At 29.5% G+C, this 16,084-nt stretch carries 12 protein-coding genes and 2 pseudogenes; 2 read left to right on the forward strand and 12 right to left on the reverse strand.

Going from position 1 to position 16,084, the window contains the following annotated elements:
* Positions 1-12: 12 nt before the first annotated feature.
* Both CLPA_RS19190 and CLPA_RS19195 read right to left on the reverse strand, forming a co-directional pair.
* Positions 13-738, reverse strand: coding sequence for an amino acid ABC transporter ATP-binding protein (locus CLPA_RS19190; RefSeq protein ID WP_003445101.1), 726 nt, complete (start codon positions 736-738; stop codon positions 13-15).
* Positions 739-1,103: 365 nt separating this feature from the next.
* A complete protein-coding gene (locus tag CLPA_RS19195; RefSeq protein WP_003445100.1) occupies positions 1,104-2,858 on the reverse strand; it encodes a MutS-related protein in 1,755 nt (584 codons plus the stop codon).
* A 338-nt stretch (positions 2,859-3,196) separates the two neighbouring features.
* Between CLPA_RS19195 and CLPA_RS19200 the strand changes: the two genes are divergently transcribed.
* Both CLPA_RS19200 and CLPA_RS19205 read left to right on the forward strand, forming a co-directional pair.
* Positions 3,197-4,117, forward strand: coding sequence for a metal ABC transporter substrate-binding protein (locus CLPA_RS19200; protein WP_003445099.1), 921 nt, complete (start codon positions 3,197-3,199; stop codon positions 4,115-4,117).
* Between the two features lie 72 nt (positions 4,118-4,189).
* Entirely contained in the window at positions 4,190-4,879 is a 690-nt protein-coding gene (locus CLPA_RS19205; RefSeq protein WP_003445090.1) for an SIMPL domain-containing protein, read from the forward strand.
* 132 nt (positions 4,880-5,011) lie between these two features.
* Here the strand turns inward: CLPA_RS19205 and CLPA_RS19210 are convergent, their stop codons facing one another.
* The 10 genes and pseudogenes from CLPA_RS19210 to CLPA_RS19250 all read right to left on the reverse strand — a co-directional run bounded on the left by CLPA_RS19210 (position 5,012) and on the right by CLPA_RS19250 (position 16,047).
* On the reverse strand, positions 5,012-6,046 hold the full coding sequence (locus CLPA_RS19210; RefSeq protein ID WP_003445089.1) for an ATP-binding cassette domain-containing protein: 1,035 nt from the start codon (positions 6,044-6,046) through the stop codon (positions 5,012-5,014).
* Between the two features lie 170 nt (positions 6,047-6,216).
* A pseudogene (locus CLPA_RS19215) lies at positions 6,217-7,380 on the reverse strand (RNA-guided endonuclease InsQ/TnpB family protein).
* A pseudogene (locus CLPA_RS20615) lies at positions 7,352-7,610 on the reverse strand (recombinase family protein); the annotation flags it as partial. The pseudogenes CLPA_RS19215 and CLPA_RS20615, both read right to left, overlap by 29 nt.
* Before the next feature lie 42 nt (positions 7,611-7,652).
* A complete protein-coding gene (locus CLPA_RS19220) occupies positions 7,653-8,336 on the reverse strand; it encodes a GTP-binding protein (RefSeq protein WP_003445088.1) in 684 nt (227 codons plus the stop codon).
* Positions 8,337-8,531: 195 nt separating this feature from the next.
* Positions 8,532-9,548, reverse strand: coding sequence for an ABC transporter substrate-binding protein (locus tag CLPA_RS19225; RefSeq protein WP_003445087.1), 1,017 nt, complete (start codon positions 9,546-9,548; stop codon positions 8,532-8,534).
* 137 nt (positions 9,549-9,685) lie between these two features.
* Positions 9,686-10,540, reverse strand: a complete 855-nt coding sequence (gene modD / locus CLPA_RS19230) for a ModD protein (protein ID WP_003445086.1) — start codon at positions 10,538-10,540, stop codon at positions 9,686-9,688.
* Positions 10,541-10,859: 319 nt separating this feature from the next.
* Entirely contained in the window at positions 10,860-12,719 is a 1,860-nt protein-coding gene (locus CLPA_RS19235) for a type IA DNA topoisomerase (RefSeq protein ID WP_003445085.1), read from the reverse strand.
* Positions 12,720-12,801: 82 nt separating this feature from the next.
* Positions 12,802-13,620, reverse strand: a complete 819-nt coding sequence (locus tag CLPA_RS19240; protein WP_003445084.1) for an acetyl-CoA carboxylase carboxyltransferase subunit alpha — start codon at positions 13,618-13,620, stop codon at positions 12,802-12,804.
* A 120-nt stretch (positions 13,621-13,740) separates the two neighbouring features.
* Positions 13,741-14,604: an acetyl-CoA carboxylase, carboxyltransferase subunit beta gene (accD, locus tag CLPA_RS19245; RefSeq protein ID WP_003445083.1), complete on the reverse strand. Its 864-nt coding sequence runs from the start codon at positions 14,602-14,604 to the stop codon at positions 13,741-13,743.
* A gap of 99 nt (positions 14,605-14,703) precedes the next feature.
* Positions 14,704-16,047 (reverse strand): acetyl-CoA carboxylase biotin carboxylase subunit, encoded by a 1,344-nt coding sequence (locus CLPA_RS19250; RefSeq protein WP_003445082.1) that lies wholly within the window; start codon positions 16,045-16,047, stop codon positions 14,704-14,706.
* Positions 16,048-16,084 lie beyond the last annotated feature (37 nt).

Below are 16,084 nucleotides of genomic sequence, written 5' to 3' on the forward strand. Positions count from 1 at the left end.
TATATATAATTTTTAATGCATTATACGACTTAAAAATTGTTTAGTTCTATCATGAGTTGGATTAGTGAAAAAATGTTCCGGTTCTCCCTCCTCTAAAATCTGTCCACCATCAACAAATATCACTCTGTCTGCTACTTTACGAGCAAATCCCATCTCGTGGGTAACAATTACCATAGTAATGCCTTCTTCTGCAAGACTAGCAATAACATCTAAAACTTCCTGAATCATTTCCGGATCTAAGGCAGATGTTGGTTCATCAAAAAGTATAGTCTTTGGTTTCATATTTAAAGCTCTCGCAATTGCCACACGCTGTTGCTGACCACCTGAAAGTTGGGAAGGATATGAATTAGCCTTATCTTTCAAACCAACTTTTTCTAAGTACATCATGGCTGACTCAGTTGCTTCTTTTTTAGAAACCCCTTTAAGTAATACCGGTGCCAAAGTTAAATTTTCAAGTACTGTTTTATGTGGATATAAGTTAAATTGTTGAAAAACCATAGCCACTGATTGTCTTATTTTATTAATAGGAGCCTTAGGCCCAGTAATATCAACGTCATCTATTATTACCTTGCCTTCAGATGGTTTTTCTAATAGATTCATACTTCTGATTAATGTACTTTTCCCAGAACCACTAGGTCCAATTATGACTAATTTTTCACCATTTGAAACTGTTAAATCAACACCTTTTAATACATGTGCTTTACCGTATCTTTTATGAACACCTTCTAATTTAATCAAATTTATCACCTCATAACTATTTATCAATAATAGATATAGTATAAAAATCAAGCTATTATTTTTATCAATTTGTATAATATCATTTTACATCTGCAACTATGTAAAACTATATAAACCTACATTTATTTTTTTTATTTTATTAAAAATCATTATATTTTTTTACTAATTATTTAATATTGTATAGATATTTATGCCAATTATACTAGAAAAAATATCAACAAATATTAAATACTATATATCAAAATAATAAATATTTATTAAATTTAATAACATATTTATTTATCTAGGCAATTCTTTTTTAATAAGTACAAAATAAATTAAAATGGCTGTGGCACTAATTTTTAGTGCCACAGCCACTTTCCCATCTATTCTTTGTCACATTTTAGAATTCCCTCAATACGTCTATTGGTATTTTCAATAATTTCATCTGGATAATTGAGGAACTTAAGCAGTTTTACTGCATTTCTAGTCCTACATACCCCAGGCTTTAATTTATAATCAAAGACCATACCATCTTTGTCTATATCCTCTGTAAAATAGAAAAGGTTGTACTTATCCATTAGCATATCTGTAAGTTCTATATCATGTGTAGCAACAACAGCAAGTGCATTATGTCTTTCAAGATACTTTAATATTTCTATAGATGCGTTAACTCTCTCCACAGGATTAGTTCCTCTAAATATTTCATCTATTATGCAAAGAAGGGGATAATCCTTTCCACTTTCCTCAATTATTCTAAGCAGAGCCTCTGCCTCTCTAAAATAATAACTTTTGCCACCCATTATATTGTCTTCAGGACTTATAGACGTCATTATCTTAAAAAAACTTGCTTTATAATAGGACGAGGTAGTTATATATATAGTTTGTGCTAAAACTGCATTTACACCTATAGTTCTTAAAAATGTAGATTTTCCTGACATATTAGACCCCGTTAGTATAATACCTTTATCACTTATATTAATTGAATTAGAAACAGCATTATCTATAAGAGGGTGAATTAATTCCTCAGCTTCTAGATATTTAGTATCATCAGTAAAATTAGGATGAGAATAAAATTTAAGACCATCTCTATAAGCTGCTATTGAAAGCATTGCATCTATTTCTCCAATAATGACATATAATCTTTTTAAATCTTCCTGATACTTTTTTATTAAATTTATACAAGAAAAAAATTGATTTTCCTCAAATAATAAAATTACGTACAAAATTTCTGCTATACCTGTTTGATCAATTCCCTCTATTCTTCCAACTCCTGCAGATCTTTTAGTTATACTAAAAACTCTTCTACTCAATTCACCCAGTAGATCTTTATAACTTTTAAATTTTTCACAGGAAATCTTTGAAATATCATTGCCAGCAACTATTATGTTATTTAGATATCCTATGCATGAAACATACTTAGTTATTCTTTTTTTAATCTTATTATGTATAATATAATTTACACAAAGAGCAATAAAAGTAATAAAAATTGCATTTAAATTCTTCGTGATCAAGAAAAATACTATAGATGCTACTGGAACAATAGCCATTACTATACAAATAGGTCTTAATCTTATATCTGCATTTATATCATTCCATAATAAATCTGGTATATCATTTATCTTTTTTCTATTAAGTTTTAAAAGGTACATTCCCAATTCTTCTCTGAATTTTTTGTCATTTTGCATTAGATTTATAATTTCATTTCTATCTTTTAAATCCTGTTCCTTGAATAGTGGAGTTCTAAGTATTTTATATAGAGCTTCTTCCCCTGGTGATGTCAAGGTTCTATCAATTAGCTTATAAACCTCATCCATAGTTAAATCTGACCAAGTTTGATCATCCAGGTAAAATTCATTATCATTTTCATATCTTATATAGTCGAATATACTTCTTATACTTTTAAAATCTCTTTTTCTTTCTACATCTTTTCCCCATTCTTTAATAAATGTTTTATATAATCCTTCCAGTATTAATTTTTTTCTTATATAGAATACCATAAAAACTATAAATATTAGCGGTAATAAACCTACAAGATAAATATAATTTATACGTATTCCTTGAGTTATTAACACTGCCCCTATAAAGATTGTTACAATTAAAAATATATTTGTAAAAAAATTGGCTACCTGTTCATCCATATTCATCTTCCTTTCTTTAAATAAATATAATTTATTTTAACTTATAATAATTAAAAGAAATCTATTTATTATAATAGTTTACTTTATGGAAAATCAGATGTCTATATCTGCATCTTTAATTATAAACCTTTATTCTTTACATTTATAATTAAACTTTATTTATAGACATCTAATTTATAATTAAATATTAATAAGAATAGATAAGATAAGTAAGCTTATCTAGAAAATCTAAATTTATATTTCACATTAAATATGGGATTGACTTAAACTGGCAATAAAGTGTAAAATATATGTAAATGCAAACAAATTGCATTTACATATATGAAGAGGTGATTAACTTGTTAAAAAAATTTATCTTATCTATTGTTGTATTATCAATGCTGCTAACTCTATCTTCCTGCGGCACCAACTCCACTGCCAATAATTCTACTGCTGATACTACATCAAAAAAACTCAAAGTTGTAGTTTCCTTTAATGCCATGCGAGAATTTGTAAGTGCTATTGGTAAAGACAAAGTTGATATCACTACTATGATACCTAATGGAACAGAACCTCACGAATTCGATCCCAAAATAAAGGATTTTCAGACACTTACTACTGCAAAAGTATTTGTATATAGTGGCTTAGGAATGGAAAAATGGGCTGACAAAGCAGTAGAATCAGCAGAAAATAAGAATTTAATAGTAGTGGAAGCATCTAAAGGTGCCGATGCTATAAAAAATTCTGATCCTGATGAAATTAAAGAACACGGGGAGTATGACCCTCATATTTGGATTAGCCCAAAAGGTGCCGAATTAGAGTCAAATAACATAAAAGAAGCTTTAATAAAAGCTGATCCATCTAATAAAAATTTTTATGAAAAAAACTATGCAGATTTTAAAAATCAACTTGATTCTTTATATTCTGATTATAAATCAAAACTAGAAAATATTCCAAACAAAAATTTTGTAACTGGTCATGCTGCTTTTGCCTATCTTTGCAGAGATTTTAACTTAAAACAAAATAGTGTAGAAGATGTATTTGCAGAAGGTGATCCAAGCACACAAAAACTGCAAGACCTTGTAAAGTATTGTAAAGATAATAATATAAAAACTATTTTTGTAGAAGATATGGCTAGTCCAAAAGTATCAAACACTCTGGCAAAAGAAGTTGGAGCTAAAACACAAAAAATTTACACCCTTGAAAGCAAAGAGGATGGTTTAGATTATATACAAAGTATGAAAACTAATCTTGATGAAATATATAATAGTTTAAAATAATTATAACAAATTTCTAGATTAATTCATATATTGAAGTAAATTAATGTATTTTTCTAGGAAGGAATAAATACTATGTATTACGAACCTAATAATAGTTATTTTTTTTATCCCTATAATCGTAATAATTCTTATTATAAAAGTAAAGAAATTAAAACTTTAAGAGTAGATGGCACCAGTAATGTAAAAGCTACTCCAGACACTGCTAGCATTATATTGGGTATTCAAACTGAAAATACAGATTTGGAAACTGCTCAAAATGAAAATACTATTATAGCTACAAGAGTTATTAATTCTTTAAAATCTATAGGTATTAATGAAGAGAGTATGAATACCGACAGCTATGCCATAGAACCTTTATATGACTATATTGACGGTAAACAAACCTTTAAAACTTATAGAGTTACAAATAATATTAAAGTTATCACAATGACCATAAATAGCATTGGCACAATTGTGGATACAGCTACTGCAAATGGAGTAAATATTATAAATAATATAAGCTTCTTCTTATCAAATCCAACACCTTACTATAGGAAAACCTTAAATCTTGCCGTAGAAGATGCTTTAATAAGAGCTAGATCCATAAGTAATAGTCTAGGTGTTACACTAAATGAGACTCCAATAAATATTGTAGAAAGTAGATTTGATCAGCCATCTTCTAGTGCTAGAAATCCCTTGGTTTTTGCTGCTGCAAGTACTCCCATATTGCCTGGTCAACTTAATATAACTGCTCATATAACGGCAACCTTTAATTACCAATAAAACTTATTAATCTAAACTTAGTTGGAGTACAAATTCTAACTAAGAAAACTTTATTAATATGTTTAAAATTTTTCAAATAAAAAAACCATGCAAAGTGTATACAACTTACAACCTTACATGGTTTTTTATTAATTAGTCAACTTTAAAATAATCTTTTATATTAAAATCAATTTGTTTACCATTTCTAAGAAGATTTCTCATTTGTAACATTTTATAATCAAATTTACTGAGCATCTCAAGATTATTTTTTTCAACTTTACTGGTATTTATTATTTTATTAATACCTCCGTTTTTTATTACAATTCTCTTATTTCCCATCAATGCTAAAATAGGATCATGTGTGGACATTAAAACTATTTTTTCTCTCTTCACCAAAAACTCTATAGCCTTTTTTCTATCTACTCCAGCATTTTCTATTTCGTCTATAAGCACTATAGGTGATTTACTAAGCAGTGCTGTATCAGCTATCATAAGTGCTCTAGATTGCCCTCCACTAAGCTGTGTAACTGGTACATCTGCCGAAAACTTTTCTCCCGCCAAATCATTTGCACATTTAATTATAGACTTCACTATTTCATCTATATTCTTAACTCTACGACTTTCTGCATGCCTAGTAATAAATTCCGAAGTTGTTACGTCCATTATAAAATTCATATTTTGAGATAATTGTGCAATAAGCTTATTCTCTATAGAAAAACGTTTATCTTCCTCTGGAACCTTACCATTAACAAGTATTTGCCTGCCTGTAGGAGTATCGTTTTGTGCTAAACATTCAATATCTTCTAATAACCTGCTTTTACCAGAGCCTGTAGGTCCAACTATTGATATTATTTCTCCCCTATTCAAAGTTATGCTCAAATCTTCTCTTTCTCTAAGCTTGTTGTATCCTCCAATTATAGTTACAGAATTCACAATACTGCTTTCATCTTCCTTGGTTTTTTCCATATTGTCAATAAAAGAAATAAAATTTTCTAATATCTGATCTCTTCCAATACCGAGATCATCTAAATTTTCATCTGAAAATTCACTAACCAATTGTTTCATGGTAAGATTCTTATCAAAACTTTTAATACCTGCAGAATTAAAAAAACTATCCGCATAAGGATATTTAGCAATCACATTTAATATTTTTATATCTAATATTTCATTATTTATGGTATCTTCCATAAGACTACCTGCTACTCAAAATATGGTCAAACGTATCCATATTGAGACTTTTACTGCTTCAATGTACTCTGCCTTGCCTCTGCCTTGCCGAAGCTACTACAGTTTGTATAGCACTCCACAGTCGTTAATTCCCCAAATAGCCTTGGGTACACATATAAGTGCTTGTTTAATTAAGCTGTCTTATATTTTTTAGCATTAGCTAAATTTATTGAAGCATTTAAATCTCTATCTATTGAGGCATTACAATTATCACATTTATATACCCTATCAGATAGTTTTAAATCCTTTTTAATGTATCCACAACAACTACAAATTTTACTACTTGCATAAAATCTATCAGCTAATCTTATTTCAATATCATTCTGTTTAGCTTTAGAAATAAGTTTAGTTCTAAATTCATAGAATTTTTGTTGTGATACAGATTTAGCTAAATGCCTGTTCTTCATCATTCCCTTAATATTTAAATCTTCTATTGTTATAAATCGTGGTTTTTGATTTATTAAATCACTAACAACTTTGTTTATATAATCAGTTCTAATGTTAGTAAGTCTTTGATGAAGTTTTTGTACCTTAACTACTTGCTTTTGGATATTTTGACGAGTAACTTCTCCTTTCATTTTCTTATTTCTTAATTTTAAACTTTCATATTTCCTTGAAAGTTTTCTTTGTTCTCTTTTTAATTTCTTTTCTATCTTTTTAACTTTAGCAGTTTTATTAATGTTCTTTTTACTATTTCCATTAGAAGAAACTGCAAATTCTTTAAGCCCAGCATCAATACCTATACCTTTAGAAAATGCTTTATCATTTACTTTAATTCCTTCTTCAACTAATATTGAAACATAATATCTATCTGATTTTTGGCTTATTGTACCACTTTTAACCATTGAATTTACTGGGATATAACCAAATTCTTTAAATCTAATCCATCCTAATGTTGGCACTTTAACTCTATGTCTTTCAATTGTCCAATCTGTTTTATTGTTTTTAGGAAAGTACGCTTTTACATCTTGTTTTTTCTTCTTCTTGAATTTAGGAAATCTGCTTTCGCCCTTAAAAAACTTTTTAAAAGCTTTCTCACCATTCATAATAGCTTGTTTTGTAGCTTTGGAAGATACTTCTTTAATCCAAACTTTATCTTGATTATTAGGGATATACTCATTGTTAAGTCATTTAGAAAAGTCCATACCACTAATAAACTTCTCTTCTTTTTTATAAACTTCTTTATTATGGGAGATGTAAAAGTTATATATAAACCTGCTTACACCAATAGTTTGATGAATTTTTTGTTTTTGTTCATCAGTAGGTTTAATCTCTATTTTGTATGCTTTTTTCAACTTCTTCATCTTCCTTTATCCTTTTTTATATTTTCTTAAACCATAAATTCTACAACTAAAAACACGAAGTATGGAAATTATATCTTGAACTAATAATCTTCTATTATTTCATCTACAATAATACCTTTTGCGTTAGCATACTGTTTAAGAAACTCAACTTGATTTTTCAAATTATCTTTTTGATTAGAAGTTGAAACTCTTGTGTATATAACTGTTCTTTTTTCAGATTTGAATATATTTATATATATTCTTACGAACTAACGATATCCTCCTTAAAAGGTCATTTTTTTAATATTGCCATTTTGATACTCTTTTCCTATTTTTGTCTGTCCAAGGCAGTAGGAACAAACCGCTGCAGGCATTGGAAATCTTAATCTTTTATTAGTAATCTCATTTATAGTACTATTATCTTTTAATTTTTTGCCTAATTCATAAGCGCCTTGACCTGTTATACCATTTACAAATACAATTTTAGCATTTGGATTTGCTTGTTTTATTTCAAATGCAAACACTTCTCTTTCTGCTTGAGAAACTATATCTCCTTTAGTAACTACAACTATATCTGCAAATTTAAGCATTGGTCCTATTTTTTTAGGTGTATTTATACCAGATAGATTATCGATAACACATACTGCTGGAATTTCTTTTATATGAGGTGAACATCTATTACAAAGTCCTGCACTTTCAGTTATAAGTATATCTAATCCCTCTTTTACTCCCCATTGTACACATTCTTCAATATTACTTACAAAAAAATGATCAGGACAAAGACTTCCTGATAGTCCAACCTTTACAGGCACATTTAATTTTTCATATAAAACATTATCAAAAGATGATAAGCAATCAAATTTAATAACACCAATCTTAGTCCCTTCTGATCTCAAAACTTCAATTGTCTTTAAAATTACTGAAGTTTTACCAGAGGATGGAGGCCCTGATACTGTAATTAACTTCATATAACCACTCTTTCTATATTTTATTTTAGATAGAATTCACCAATTAACAATCTAATTCAAAAAATATATTTATGCTAATTCTAATATTAGGCAAGTAATTCATATAACATATTCAATATTTTTACACTTTATTATACAATAAAATCGAGTACTAATAAAAATTCATCGCATTACTTGCCTAATTAAATATATCTATTACTTATTGTGCCATTCTTTTATAAACATGGTATTTGTTGTATTCCTTACTTCTTCCATGTCATTTTCTCTTATATAATCCCATCCCAGCCATTTAAATTTTGCATTTTCTGGCAATTTATTATCAACTTTTGAATTTAATGATGGAAAATAACTATCTGCAAGTTTACTTCCCAAGTCTTCGCCCATGACAAAATTTATAAGGGTATCCATTTCTGAAACTTTTGATTCCTTTGCAATCATGCACATAGGGTTAATAAGTGCTCCATCTTCAGGCCATACTATAGCTACCTTTTCTGCATTAGGACAAGTTTTTGCAAAAAACCAAGACATAACATATATTGCTGCTCCCTCTTGATTCATTGTACCTGCAGTCTTTGACATCTTAGATGGATGCCAAAGGCTCTTGGTATTTTTAACCAATTTCTTTACTCCATTTTCTCCATATTCTTTATAGATATATAATACTGCTGAATCACTTAGTTCCTCTGATGTTCCCCCCACTATTATATTATCCTTATAAACAGGATCTAATAAGTCACCCCAATTCTTAGGCATGGGAAGATCCCCTAATTTTTTCTTATCTACAAGTATTACACTTGGGGACACTCCATACATATTATATACACCCTTAGGATCAATACATCCTGCTTCTAAAAACTCCTTATTTATGTTTTTTTCATCTCTAAAATACTTAAAATGTCCTTTGTCTACCAAGTCATTCATAAATCCATTTCTAAATTCATCTTTAAATCCATTGGCAGCAGCAACATCTGGAAAATCATCTATATTTTTTGCATCCCATATGCTGCTAAGGTCTGCTTTACAACTACAGCCTGAAGGAACATAACCTTTTAATTTTATGTTTTTTTTATCCCTATGTTCTATTACGGCCTTCTCAAGTTCTTCTTTAAAAGTCTGTCTTACACTACACGCTATTATCCCCAAAAAATTTAAGTCATTTAAATTACAATCATCATCCAATAAAATACTATCCTCCATTAAATCTAAATCCATATTAATACCCTCCTAAAATTTTAAGTTTTTAATTTTATACCCTTCATAAGCACTAAACATGAGATGCCTTATATACATAGCTGTATTAACTTTTAATTTATATTTACCTATATATAATTTATGGATAAAATGATACTCTATTTAATTCTCACTATATTAGTTCCAAAGTCAACTGGTTTTCCAAAATAGACCCAAGTAGTTGAAATTGCATCTACTCCTGTTTTTGCATATTCTTCAACATTATTAGAATTAATTCCTCCTGTGCCTATAAGGGTAATTTTGTAGTCAATATTTCTTACTTCCTCTACCATACTTTTTAAGTCTTTTGGAGGAATTTTATCAAACTGAATGCCATCCACCCCTGCTTTACTAAATTTTATAGCATCCTCTAAAGACTCAACTTCAACAATAATCTTTTTTTCACAAGCTTTTGATTTTATATTTTCAAACTGTGAAATTAATCCATCTACTCCATTCATAAAATTCATGTGCTTCTCAAAAATTAATATAGTTTCAGATAATCCAAGCCTATGAGGATATGCCCCTCCAGCTATAGCTGATTTTATTGATAATTCTTTAGTACCAGGAAACACTTTTCTAGTAGTAAAGAGTTCTATTTTAGGATTAATTTTTTTTGCTCTATCAACTAAAGTTCTAGTCCTAGTTGCTATACCTGAACAATATTCAAGTATGTTTGAAGATAACTTCCATGCCATATGCAAATCCTGGGCGTAACCTTCACCCCCTAATACAACCTCACCTGCTAAAACATTGGTCCCGCTTGGCATATATTCTATAATTTTTATATTTAATTTTTTAAATATTCTAACAATCTCTTCCGTCCCACTAATTGTTGCATTTTCTCTTGAAATGAACTCTATCTTTCCTTTTTTTTTTCCTATATCTAATATTAAAGTAGTTAAATCAATATAAGGTATGTCTTCCTTGATAAATTTATCTATAGTATCATCTGTAATATATATTATTATCATCCCCTTTTCCCCATACATAATATTAATATTATTATTATACTATATTTGCCTAAATTTTACTGAACTATTCAACCTACTTTTAATGAATTTTCTGAAAAAATTTTGATATGCAGTATGACATATAAAATTAATTTTAAATAATTATATAACTAGCTATATTAATTTATACTTTGAAAATACAGATTTTAAGACATATTTATAATTTTCAATATCTGATTACGAAATATCTATATATTAATATAAATTATAAACATTTTAATACAAAAATCAAGTTATATATATCAATTAAATATTTGTTATAAGATTTGTATATAGATATTTATGACGGTTTTTCTTTTCTAGTATCACAAATTATATCCGCTTTACGTCTCTTAATTGTGTTTACTCCATTTATAGTAAATCCATATATTTCTTTTAAAAACTTTTCTTTATCAAAAGCTCCCTTCTCAATATCATATAATTTTTTTTCTAATCTGCCAGTATAATCGGTATCCAAAAGTTCCTTTACAGGAAATATTTCAATAAGTTTTAATCCCTTTTCTGTAATCAAAAGAGATTTACCTTTTTGCTCTATATAGCCTGCATACTTTAATTTATTTATTGTTTCCGCTCTAGTAGCTGCTGTACCTATAGAATAACCATATAAAATTTGTGTTTCTTCTTCAGCTTCGTTATCATTTCCATTATTTTTTCCACAAGTCTCCATAGCCTTTAATAGTGTTTTTTCAGTATGATGAGCTGGAGGTTTAGTTTTTTTAGTTATAATTTTAATAGATTCCATAATAACTTTATCTTTCTTTTCTACTGGTGGAAGAAGTTCATCCTTTTTTTCCTCTTTGTATAATTTTAACCACCCTTTAACTTTTAGAATTTTACCTTTAGTGGAAAACAATCTATCATAATTTTCACCTTTTACACTGGTTACTATTTCCGTATTTTCATATTTTGCTGCCTCCATAAATTGAGACAAAAATCTATTTTTAATTGCATCATATACTGTCTTTTCATCGCCAGTTAAATTTTTAGGAATCAGATAGGTAGGCATTATTGCACTATGACTCTCTACTTTTTCATTATTAAAAACTTTTTTTGATTCACTGAAAATTATCTCATCCTTAAAGTCAAATGGGACTTTTAAAATATCCAATACATGCTTCGCTTTATCCTTTATACTTTCTTCAAGAGCAGTACTCTCTGTTCTCGGATAAGTTATATATTTCTTTTCATATAGACTCTGAGCTATTTTTAAAACCTTATCCGCAGTATATCCTTTATATTTACTTGTTATGTATCCCTGTAAATTACTCAGATTAAATAAGCTAGGTGAATTTTCTTTTTTTACCTGTACTATTTTCTCTATTATAATTCCATCTTTGCCCTGTATTTCATCCTTTAATCTTTGGACATCCTTTTTATTAGGAAATTTATCTTTTTTGCCATAAAAAAACTTCCCCTTATACATACCTTTTTCATTTTTAAAATTTCCAATCAACTCAAAAAATTCTTCAACTTTAAAATTTTTTATTTGCATTTCCCTATCGTATATCATTTTTAATGTTGGCATTAACACTCTTCCTATATTCAAAAGATTACCTTTACCACGCGTATATTTCATAGTGGCTATTGAAGTAAAATTAATTCCTATAACCCAATCTGCCAACTGTCTGCTTAATCCTGCATCCTGTAAAGACTTCATTTCTGAAGCTTTCTTAAGATTATTTAATCCTTTTTTTATTTCCTTCGGTGTCCATTCATTAATTAATATTCTATATACAGGCTTATTAATTTTTAAATAATTTATTATAAGAAAAGCTATCAGTTCCCCTTCCCTGTCATAATCTGTAGCCACTATAATTTCTGTAACTTCATTTTTATTTATAAGATCACCTATTACATTAAGTTGTTTTTTTGCTCCCACATCAACACTATTTCTATTTTTACTATCATTTTTTATTTTATATTTAAATTCTTTGGGTATATAGGGAAAATTATCAAAACTCCATAGAGCTAATTTGGAATCATAATCCTTACAATCATACAATGTTAGTAAATGACCAAAGGCCCATGTCACTATATAATCTTTTCCTTCAATATATCCATTTTTTTTGTTTTTACACTCCAGTGCTTCCGCAATATTTCTAGCTACAGAAGGCTTTTCTGCTAATAATATTTTACTCATATCCTCACCATCACAATTTATTAACCAACTGGTGGGTGCCTATAAAAACTATAAGCACCCACCAGTTGGTTCAAAGCCAATCTTATTCTTTAAAATTACCTATTTTTCTAAACCTATTATATCTTTCTTGTAAAAGTAAACCTTTATCTTTATCCATAAGCTTTGGAAGCTCTTCAATAAGCGCATTTTTTACACTGTCAAACACAAACTTTGCATTAGCATCTGCTCCACCTTCCGGCTCCTCTATAATTCTTTCAATGATTTCATAATTCTTTAAGTCCTGTGCAGTTATTTTCATAACTTCCGCAGCTTCCTTGGACCTTCTGGAATCCTTCCATAGTATAGATGCAAATCCCTCCGGTGAAAGTACTGAATAGATAGAATTTTCAAGCATCCAAACTTGATCCGCTACAGCTAAAGCCAATGCTCCTCCGCTTCCACCTTCTCCGATAACTACAGATATTACAGGGGTTTTCAGTTGAGACATTTCAATAAGATTTTTTGCAATTGCCTCACCTTGTCCTCTCTCTTCAGCTCCAACTCCACAATAAGCCCCTGAAGTATCTACAAAACAAATAACAGGTCTTTTAAATTTTTCAGCCTGCTTCATAAGTCTGAGAGCTTTTCTGTATCCTTCCGGATTTGGCATTCCAAAATTTCTCTCTATATTTTCTTTAGTATCTCTTCCCTTTTGTTCTCCTATTACAGTAACAGATATACCATTAAACTTAGCTATACCTCCTACAATAGCAGGGTCATCTCCAAACACTCTATCTCCATGCAATTCTATAAAATCGTCAAATATATTTTCTATATAATCAAGCGATGTAGGTCTCTCCACTTTTCTAGCAATAGTTAGCTTTTCCCAAGCTGATAAATTTCTTTTATTTTCATTATCCAACTCATATCACCTCAATCCCCAACTGATTAATAAGTTTTATTTTAGATGTATTTAGACTAATAATATAAAAAGAATCATTCCTTTTATCTTCATATTTTACAATTCAACTTATTAAATTTATTAATTATCTGGTAAAAGTTTTTCAAGAATATCCTTTAAATTCTTTCTTTCAACAATGCTATCAATAAATCCATGCTTAAGTAAAAATTCTGCTCTTTGGAATTCACTTGGTAACTTCTGATTTATAGTTTGTTCTATAACTCTTCTGCCTGCAAATCCTATAAGTGCTCCGGGTTCTGAAATTATTATATCTCCCAGCATAGCAAAACTTGCAGTAACCCCTCCTGTAGTAGGATCTGTAAGAACTGTAATATACAAAAGTCCTGCCTCTGCATGCCTTCCCAAGGCACTGCTAGTCTTTGCCATTTGCATTAAAGAGATTATTCCTTCCTGCATTCTAGCCCCTCCAGAAGCAGTAAATATTATTATTGGCAAAAATTTACTTGTAGCTGCTTCTATTGCTCTAGTAATCTTCTCTCCTACTACGGAACCCATACTTGCCATCATAAAATTACTATCCATAACAGCAATAACTGTACTTTTGCCATTTATATTACCCATACCTGTAATAACAGCATCATTAAGTTCTGTCTTCTCCGCTTCTTTTTTGGTCTTTTCCTCATAATCGGGAAAATTCAAGGGATTTAATGGCTTCATATCTGAATCAAATTCAATAAAAGTATTCTCATCTATTATAACTTTTATTCTCTCTCTGGCATTTAATCTAAGATGCCCATTACAAGTTCCGCAAACCTTTAAATTTTCATTTAAATCATCTTTATATAATATACTTCCACATTTTGGGCACTTCACCCACATACCATCTGGTATTATGGGTAATTCTTCTTCGACTATATCTTCATTTTCATCTTTTATCTCAGTATTGCTAACAGTAATATATTTTCTTTTTCTAAATAACCCCATAAAAAATTCACCTAACCTTTACCACATATTTTTTATCTGAAGTAAAAAATCCTATGGAAAATAAATAATTTTATACTACTATTAATTTTAAATATAGTTTTATAAATTGAATTCTTTACTTATAAAACCTGTGTTATATTTTCCTTCTATAAATGCCTTATTGTTTATTATCCTATACTGAAAATCTATATTTGTATCTACACCTTCTATTATAAATTCTCCAAGTGCCCTTCTCATCCTGCTTATTGCTTCTTTTCTATCGCGACCATATACTATAAGTTTGCCTATCATTGAATCATATGTAGGTGGAATCACATATCCTTGATATGCTGCACTATCAAGTCTCACTCCCAGTCCACCTGGAGTATATAAATATTTTATCTCTCCTGGTGAAGGCATAAACCCTCTATCAGGATTTTCTGCATTAATACGACATTCTATAGCATGACCAGTAACTTTAATATCCTCCTGTTTAAAGGTTAATTCTTCTCCTGATGCAATATTAATCTGCTCTTTTAATAAATCTATTCCTGTAACCATTTCAGTAATAGGATGCTCTACTTGAATACGAGTATTCATTTCCATAAAATAATAATTACCATGTTTATCTAAAAGGAATTCTATTGTGCCTGCATTTTTATAATTAACGGCTTTTGCTGCTTTGACTGCTGCTTCTCCCATTTTCTTTCTTAGCTCTTCTGTCATAATAGGTGATGGTGCTTCCTCTAAAACTTTTTGATTTCTTCTCTGGATAGAGCAATCTCTTTCACCGAGATACACTATATTTCCAAAATCATCACCTAATATTTGAAACTCAATATGCTTTGGCTCTTCTACAAATTTCTCGATATACATAGTATCGTCGCCAAAAGCCACTTCTGCCTCTGATCTGGCAGTTTCAAATGCCTTCTTGAACTCACTTTCCTCTTTAACTATTCTTATACCTCTTCCGCCACCACCTGCAGAAGCTTTTATCATTACAGGGAATCCTATTTTCTTGGCTTGAAAAAGAGCGTCCTCTAAATCTTTTACAGCTCCTTCTGTACCAGGTATAACTGGCACTCCTGCTTTAATCATAATTTCTCTTGCCTTTGATTTGTTTCCCATATTATCAATAGTTTCAGGATCAGGACCTATAAATTTAATATTACATTCCTCACACATCTTTGCAAATTTACTGTTTTCAGATAAAAATCCAAATCCAGGATGGATAGCCTGTGCCCCAGTAAGTACCGTAGCACTTATTATATTTTGCATATTTAAATAACTATCTTTTGACTTTGCAGGACCAATACACACTGCTTCATCTGCTATTTGAGTATGCATAGCTTCTCTATCGATTTCTGAATAAACTGCAACTGTAGCTATTCCCATTTCTTGACAAGCTCTTATTACTCTAACTGCAATTTCGCCACGATTAGCAATTAATATTTTTTTAAGCATATCTATACTCTCCATTTCTAAAGTTTAGGCATGTGAA

Origin of the sequence: Clostridium pasteurianum DSM 525 = ATCC 6013 (assembly GCF_000807255.1) — a bacterium.
Taxonomy (GTDB): domain Bacteria; phylum Bacillota; class Clostridia; order Clostridiales; family Clostridiaceae; genus Clostridium_I; species Clostridium_I pasteurianum.

Coding starts and splice junctions, on each gene's coding strand:
- CLPA_RS19225 (WP_003445087.1), bottom strand. CDS start 9,548: ATGGATTTAGATTTAATGGAGGATAGTATTTTATTGGATGATGATTGT.
- CLPA_RS19210 (WP_003445089.1), bottom strand. CDS start 6,046: ATGGAAGATACCATAAATAATGAAATATTAGATATAAAAATATTAAAT.
- CLPA_RS19250 (WP_003445082.1), bottom strand. CDS start 16,047: ATGCTTAAAAAAATATTAATTGCTAATCGTGGCGAAATTGCAGTTAGA.
- CLPA_RS19220 (WP_003445088.1), bottom strand. CDS start 8,336: ATGAAGTTAATTACAGTATCAGGGCCTCCATCCTCTGGTAAAACTTCA.
- accD (WP_003445083.1), bottom strand. CDS start 14,604: ATGGGGTTATTTAGAAAAAGAAAATATATTACTGTTAGCAATACTGAG.
- CLPA_RS19205 (WP_003445090.1), top strand. CDS start 4,190: ATGTATTACGAACCTAATAATAGTTATTTTTTTTATCCCTATAATCGT.
- modD (WP_003445086.1), bottom strand. CDS start 10,540: ATGATAATAATATATATTACAGATGATACTATAGATAAATTTATCAAG.
- CLPA_RS19195 (WP_003445100.1), bottom strand. CDS start 2,858: ATGGATGAACAGGTAGCCAATTTTTTTACAAATATATTTTTAATTGTA.
- CLPA_RS19235 (WP_003445085.1), bottom strand. CDS start 12,719: ATGAGTAAAATATTATTAGCAGAAAAGCCTTCTGTAGCTAGAAATATT.